Source organism: Megasphaera sp. UBA4382 (assembly GCF_002391155.1).
Classification (GTDB): domain Bacteria; phylum Bacillota; class Negativicutes; order Veillonellales; family Megasphaeraceae; genus Megasphaera; species Megasphaera hexanoica.
On the sequence record NZ_DGRS01000076.1, the window covers coordinates 17,621 to 23,790 of the forward strand.

General features: G+C 49.5%; 7 protein-coding genes and 1 pseudogene. 1 reads left to right on the forward strand and 7 read right to left on the reverse strand.

The features are described from left to right. The 6 genes from B4H10_RS09060 to B4H10_RS09085 form a co-directional block, all read right to left on the reverse strand. Window positions 1-532: peptidase U32 family protein (locus B4H10_RS09060; RefSeq protein WP_292018697.1), on the reverse strand; the 532-nt coding region annotated here is incomplete at its 3' end. A gap of 226 nt (window positions 533-758) precedes the next feature. Beyond that, window positions 759-1,967 carry an acyl-CoA dehydrogenase family protein gene (locus B4H10_RS09065; RefSeq protein WP_059077342.1) on the reverse strand — a complete coding sequence of 403 codons (1,209 nt, stop codon included), beginning with the start codon at window positions 1,965-1,967 and terminating at the stop codon, window positions 759-761. Between the two features lie 502 nt (window positions 1,968-2,469). Beyond that, window positions 2,470-3,558 (reverse strand): iron-containing alcohol dehydrogenase family protein, encoded by a 1,089-nt coding sequence (locus tag B4H10_RS09070; protein ID WP_292018698.1) that lies wholly within the window; start codon window positions 3,556-3,558, stop codon window positions 2,470-2,472. A 12-nt stretch (window positions 3,559-3,570) separates the two neighbouring features. Then, window positions 3,571-4,107 (reverse strand): gamma carbonic anhydrase family protein, encoded by a 537-nt coding sequence (locus tag B4H10_RS09075; protein WP_292018699.1) that lies wholly within the window; start codon window positions 4,105-4,107, stop codon window positions 3,571-3,573. An 80-nt stretch (window positions 4,108-4,187) separates the two neighbouring features. Beyond that, window positions 4,188-4,829 carry a sugar O-acetyltransferase gene (locus B4H10_RS09080; RefSeq protein WP_075582148.1) on the reverse strand — a complete coding sequence of 214 codons (642 nt, stop codon included), beginning with the start codon at window positions 4,827-4,829 and terminating at the stop codon, window positions 4,188-4,190. A gap of 12 nt (window positions 4,830-4,841) precedes the next feature. Beyond that, window positions 4,842-5,180, reverse strand: coding sequence for a hypothetical protein (locus B4H10_RS09085; RefSeq protein ID WP_292018700.1), 339 nt, complete (start codon window positions 5,178-5,180; stop codon window positions 4,842-4,844). 92 nt (window positions 5,181-5,272) lie between these two features. On the opposite strand from B4H10_RS09085, the gene rnhA reads away from it, so the two are divergent. Further along, window positions 5,273-5,962, forward strand: a complete 690-nt coding sequence (rnhA, locus tag B4H10_RS09090) for a ribonuclease HI (protein ID WP_113856207.1) — start codon at window positions 5,273-5,275, stop codon at window positions 5,960-5,962. Here rnhA and B4H10_RS09095 read toward each other — a convergent pair. Continuing rightward, a pseudogene (locus B4H10_RS09095) lies at window positions 5,959-6,170 on the reverse strand (hypothetical protein); the annotation flags it as partial. The gene rnhA and the pseudogene B4H10_RS09095 sit on opposite strands and share 4 nt — an antisense overlap.

A 6,170-nucleotide genomic window follows, 5' to 3' on the forward strand; every position in this document is an offset into this window, starting at 1 on the left:
TGCTCATCAGGCACTGTCCGGAATAAGCCATGCACGATGCGCCGTGAATGAAAACTTCAATGGCAGCGTGAGCATGGGCACAGATATAGCGGATTTCCGAAAGAGGCAGTTCCCGCGCCAGTACGACCTGGGTAAAACCGAGCCGTTCCAGGAAACGCACGCCATTCAGATCGGATACGGTCATCTGGGTGCTCCCGTGAAGCGGCAGCTTTGGTACGACGCGCCGGGCAATCTCCGCCACAGCCAGGTCCTGCACGATGATGCCATCGACAGACAAATCATCCAGCTTTTTCAGATAGGCCGTCAAATCAGATAGTTCCGTGTCTGCCACGAGAATATTTACGGTGACATAAATCTTAACGCCCATCAGATGGGCTATCCGCACGGCCTGAGCCATTTCCTCATCGCTCAGATTGTGAGCAAATTTGCGGGCATTAAACCCTTTCCCACCCAGATAAATCGCATCGGCACCGGCGTCGATTGCCGCCCGTACCGTATCCAGTGAACCTGCCGGAGCCAGTAACTCTGCCATAATTCCTCCTTATATTCTCCTTCGTATGCCAGCTATCCTGCAGAGATACCTGGACAAACTAACTCTATATTCTGAAGTGAAATATACTCAACTATCTTGTATACGTGACTTTTATTGTACCACTTCTGTTTTATCCTTAGCAATGTCTTTTATTCGAGCCATCAACGTTCTCCCAGAAAAAAACGGCCACATGCCAAAGCATGTGACCGTTGTACGACCTGTGAAATTAGTGTTTCTTTGTAATCTGGCCGGAGATAACGATTCTCTGTACTTCGTTGGTGCCTTCATAAATCTGCATGATTTTAGCATCACGAACGAGTTTTTCAACCGGATATTCACGGCTGTAGCCGAAACCGCCGAGGATCTGGATAGCATCGAGAGCTACCTGTACGCACATATCGCCGCAGAAGCATTTGCAGATAGCAGCTTCACGGGAGTAGTTGTAACGGCCATTCTTTCTTTCGTCATAGTATTTGTTGAGGAAGTTGATGATGGAGGAACGGCCAACTTCTGTCTGGATATCCATATCAGCCAGTTTGAAAGCGATAGCTTCGTGTTTGATGATCGGCTTGCCGAATGTCTGACGAACCTGAGCATATTTAACAGCTTCGTCGATACCGCGCTGAGCAATACCAACTGCCAGGGCACCAATCATAGGACGGGCGAGGTCCAGCGTCTGCATAGCATAGATGAAGCCTTTGCCTTCTTCGCCTACGAGGTGATCAGCCGGGATATGAACGTCCTGGAAGATAACTTCTGTCGTGTTGGAGAGGCGGATGCCCATCTTGTTTTCTTCAGCGCCAATGGAAACGCCTTCGCGGTCACGTTCAACGATGAAAGCGGAGATGCCTTTTACGCCCTTCGTCTTATCCGTTACAGCGAATACGGTGTAAACGGAAGCAACGCCGCCGTTGGTGATGAAGCATTTCGTGCCGTCGATAATATATTCGTCACCAACTTTTTTAGCTGTCGTCTTGCTGTTGGAAGCATCAGAACCAGCATCCGGTTCGGTTAAGCAGAATGCGCAGAAGCCCGGTACCGGAGCTTTTTCAGACGTCTTTTCGCCGTTGAGGAAATCAGCATAGAGTTTTTTCTGTTCGTCATTGCCGTGCTGGAGGATCGGTTTCAGGCCGAGGGAAGAAGCGGCTACTGCTGTAGCAAAGCCAGCATCAACTTTGGACAATTCTTCGTATGCAGCGGCTACAGTGTAGTAGTCCTGGCCAAGGCCGCCGTATTCTTCCGGAATTTCCAGAGTCGTCAGACCGAGGTCAACAGCGCCCTGATAGAGGTCGAGAAGTTTTTTGCCTTCTTCTGTTTCCGGTGTCAGTTCCGGAGCGTTGTCCAGTTCCGGTACGAGCGGCATAACTTTCTTTACTGCATAGTCTTTTGCCAAATTAACGATGTCCATCTGGTCTTTGTTAAGAATATAACCCATTTTACATCTCTCCTTTGATTAAAGTCATAGCCAGGAAATAGTATAGTACAGGCTATGCCATTTGGGGCTATTAATTATATCATACAGCTACCCGTTATGACGGTGGCTGCTGAAATCAATGATAGGTACTCGGGTGTTTCACGCTTTATGTTCATTATATCACATAATATCTGTTTTGTAGACTCTTTATTTAAATATTTACAAAAATATTTAACGATGGCACCGTATACCGGATACAGTATCCTTTCCTTTCTGCTTGCATGCCAGAAATACGGAGGAGCAACGATTCCTTTTATGTTATTTCCATCACATACTCAGTATGATATACTTTTTTTTCGCAATTGTCTATCCCTTTATGCCAATAATTTCAAAATATTATGCTTGTATTGCATTTTCTTAGTTATGGCTTATCATGTACATAAAAACCAGCTCTGTGTGAAGCTATCCCTCTTCACACAGAGCCGGTTTTCATCCGGTACGGCACTCACGGTACCCGTCTGGTTCAGGCCAGTTCCCGGTACAGACGGGCAATGACTTCACCATTCACTTCATAAGGTGTGGACGCAACTGCTCCCGTAGGCAGCGTCAGCCGGACATACTCTTCTATTTCCTCTTCCGTAAGGGAAACCCGTTCCGGCATGAGACTGTGCAGGCAGTCCGCAAAGTCCTGCAGGCCGGAAAATCCCAGGATGTCCCAGATTTTTTCCACCTTATCTTCCATCGTTTCTGTCATGAGCCGCATATACCCCGGCAATAACAGGCCATTCGCCCGGCCATGGGACAATTCTTTATAATAAGTCAGCTGATAACCCATGCCGTGTACCAGAGTCGTTCCCGTCTGGGCGATGACCATACCAGCAGTCGTTGCGCCGTACATCAGGTCTTCTCGGACGACATAAGGGATATTTCCTTCCAGATCAGTCAGATGGGGACCGAGGAAGCGCATCGCTTCTTCTGCCCATACGTCACTCATGGGAGTCGATTTCCGCGACATATATCCTTCTATGGCATGGGATAGGGCATCAACGGCCGTATCCATAGTCACAGTCGTACTGACGCTTTCTGTAAAGGACGGATCCGCATAGGACAGTACGGGGAAAATAAGGGGTGTATTGACCGATTGTTTCGTCCCGGCATGGTGATTGGTCAGTACGCCTACTTTCGTCACTTCACTACCCGTACCAGATGTCGTCGGAACGGTCACGATAGGCAGCGGCCGGACATAAGGACCGGTAAATAACGCCGCATCATCCAGGTCATTCGTACATAGAAGGGCTATGACTTTCGCCGCATCCATAGGGGAACCACCACCGATGCCGATAACGAAATCGACATGCTGGGATTTGCCAAAGTCAGCGGCCCTGCGGACGGTGTCGATAGAAGGATTGTTTTCTATCTGGTCAAACAATACCCACGTTACACCCTCTGATTCCAGTGCATCCGTTACGGCCTTCTGGGACCCATTGATTTTTGCGGAATGGCGTCCCGTCACGATCAGTGCCTTTTTTCCCAGCTGCTTCAGATTCTTTCCTGCTCCCTTCAGACAATCTTTGCCAAAATACAGGCGGGTCGGCATTTCATACATAAACATGAGTAATCCCTCCTATTTTTTCTGCTGCATCGTTTTCTGCATGGCCTTGTATTCCTGCCCCAGCGTCTCGTATTCCAAGATATCTTTACGAACGGCATCGACTTCCTCCTGCCGCAGAGACCGGACGAATTTAAAGGGCGTCCCATACACCATGGAACGGGGCTGGATAACTTTATTCTGCGTAATCATGGTTCCTGCCCCAATGATGCATTCTGCTCCGATATCGGCATTAGCCAGTAAAATGGCACCCATGCCAATCAGTGTACCACTGCCGATATGTTTGCAATGGATGACGGCACTGTGGCCAACCATGCAATAATCGTCCAGGACGAGCGGATCGCCGGGATCCGCATGAATCATCGTATTGTCCTGTATATTGACGCCTTTACCGATGATAATTTCGTTATCATCGCCGCGGACGACGACGCCAGGCCACAGGTTTGCTCCTTTTTTTATGGTAACCTTGCCGACAACCGTTACATTATCTGCCAGATAGGCGCCGGGATCAATATCCGGCCACTGGCCGCGGAAGGGATAAATATATGCCATACGAATTCCTCCTGTACTATTTCATTATGTTACACGCATCTATTATATACCATTTCGATGGCAGGCACAAAAGGTACTGCCTATTTCAGATTGTTCCGGAAAAACTCCCGGTCCTCCGGCAGGATGCGCCAGGCCTGGGAATCGTCAACTGTAATGGGCCGGATGGGCTTGCAGGGAACGCCAAAAGCCAGATAATTGTCAGGAATATCCTTTGTCACGACCGATCCGGCACCGATGACCACGTTGTCACCGATATGGACACCGCCCAGGACGGCCACGTTAGCAGCAATCCAGACATTATTCCCGATATGGATATCCTCGGCAAATTCGGCCATAGTCATCCGCCCTTCTTCACTCAGGCCCAGCCGTTCCTGTGGAAGAAGGGGATGATTCGTTGCCAGAAGTGATACATTGGGGCCGATACATACGTTATCGCCAATGAATACGCGGGCATCGTCCATGACGACCAGATTGAAATTAGCAAAAAAATTTTCCCCGATAAACGTATGGCAGCCATAGTTGAACTGGAGCGGTCCCTGAAAATAAAATATCCGGCCGATGGATCCCATGACCTGACGCATGATATCCGTTCTTGCGGGGTCAGTCTCATCGAGGCGATTATATTCCCGGCACAGCCGGTGGGTGCGCCGCTTGATTTCTACCAGTTCACTACAACGGTTGTTAAAGATATGACCTGAAAATATTTTTTCTTCTTCTGTCATAATATACCTCCATTATTCTACTCCGGGAAAACTATGGACAAAACGGATACGGATATCAGGGAACGAATCGACAAACTGGATGGTAAAATCTTCCCCATAACTTACAAACTGCCACTCACCAATGCTATCGGGAAAGGAATCGACAACTTTAACGCGTAAATCAGGAAAGCTCTGAACGACCTGTACCCGTATATCGGGAAAGGAATCGACAACCCGCACTTTTCCGGCCAGGCGGATATCTTTATAATAGCCATCGCTGTTGATGACGGTCGCTGCCTGCACTCCAGACAGGACAAAGAAACAACCAAAAATTAGTAAAATAAAGCGCCTGAGGGACATCCTGTATTTCATAGTACGAACATCCTTTCTATGGTTTTCTCTATTAAATCGGTTCATTCCATGATACAATCAGTACGATAATAATTCTGAAATGAGGTGTTTCTATGCCAAAAAAAATATATGCCGTACGAAACGGCCGCCAGACTGGACTGTTTACCACCTGGGCTGAATGCCAGAAACAGGTAACCGGCTATGCCGGAGCCCGTTTCAAAGGATTTACCAGTGCAGAAGAGGCGATGCGCTGGCTGTCTGGTGATGATTCCGCCGGTTCTCATACGGCACAGTCCTCCGGTCATCGCCTGTTCCACGGGGAAAAGGTGCCCCGGCTGCATCAGGAACAGCCGGCAGATACAGATCAGGACTACATCATTTATACCGACGGGTCCTGCCTGAGAAATCCCGACGGTCCCGGCGGCTGGGCTATGGTTGCCCGTACTATTGCCACAGGGGCCGTTTCCGAACAATCTGGCGGTCATCCTTCTACGACCAATAACCGGATGGAACTGACAGCAGCAATCAAAGCCCTGCAGTGGGCCCCGGCCGGTTCACGGGTCGCTCTCTATACGGACAGCCAGTATTTAAAGAACGGCATCACCCGCTGGCTGGCTGCCTGGAAGCGCCGGGGCTGGAAAAAGGCCGATGGGACTCCCGTGCTGAATCGGGAACTATGGATGGCTCTCGACGCTCTCTATGGCAGTCATCACGTAACATTTCACTGGGTCAAAGGCCACGCCGGTGTCGATCTGAACGAACGATGCGACCAGCTGGCAAAAAAAGAAGCCATGAAATACTAAAGCCGCCGCCAGACGATACCGGCCAGGACGATTCCCACACAACCCGTTACTACCTGAGCCCAGCTCATCATAAAGCTGAGTGTCTGCCCCACTACATCCGGTAGTGCCACTATGGCGAGGACGATGTTTATACCTCCATAGAGGATGCCCGCTTTCACGAGCGGCCCGGCAAAAAGGGCAGCCCGGCTGCGGCGGAAGCGATATACCC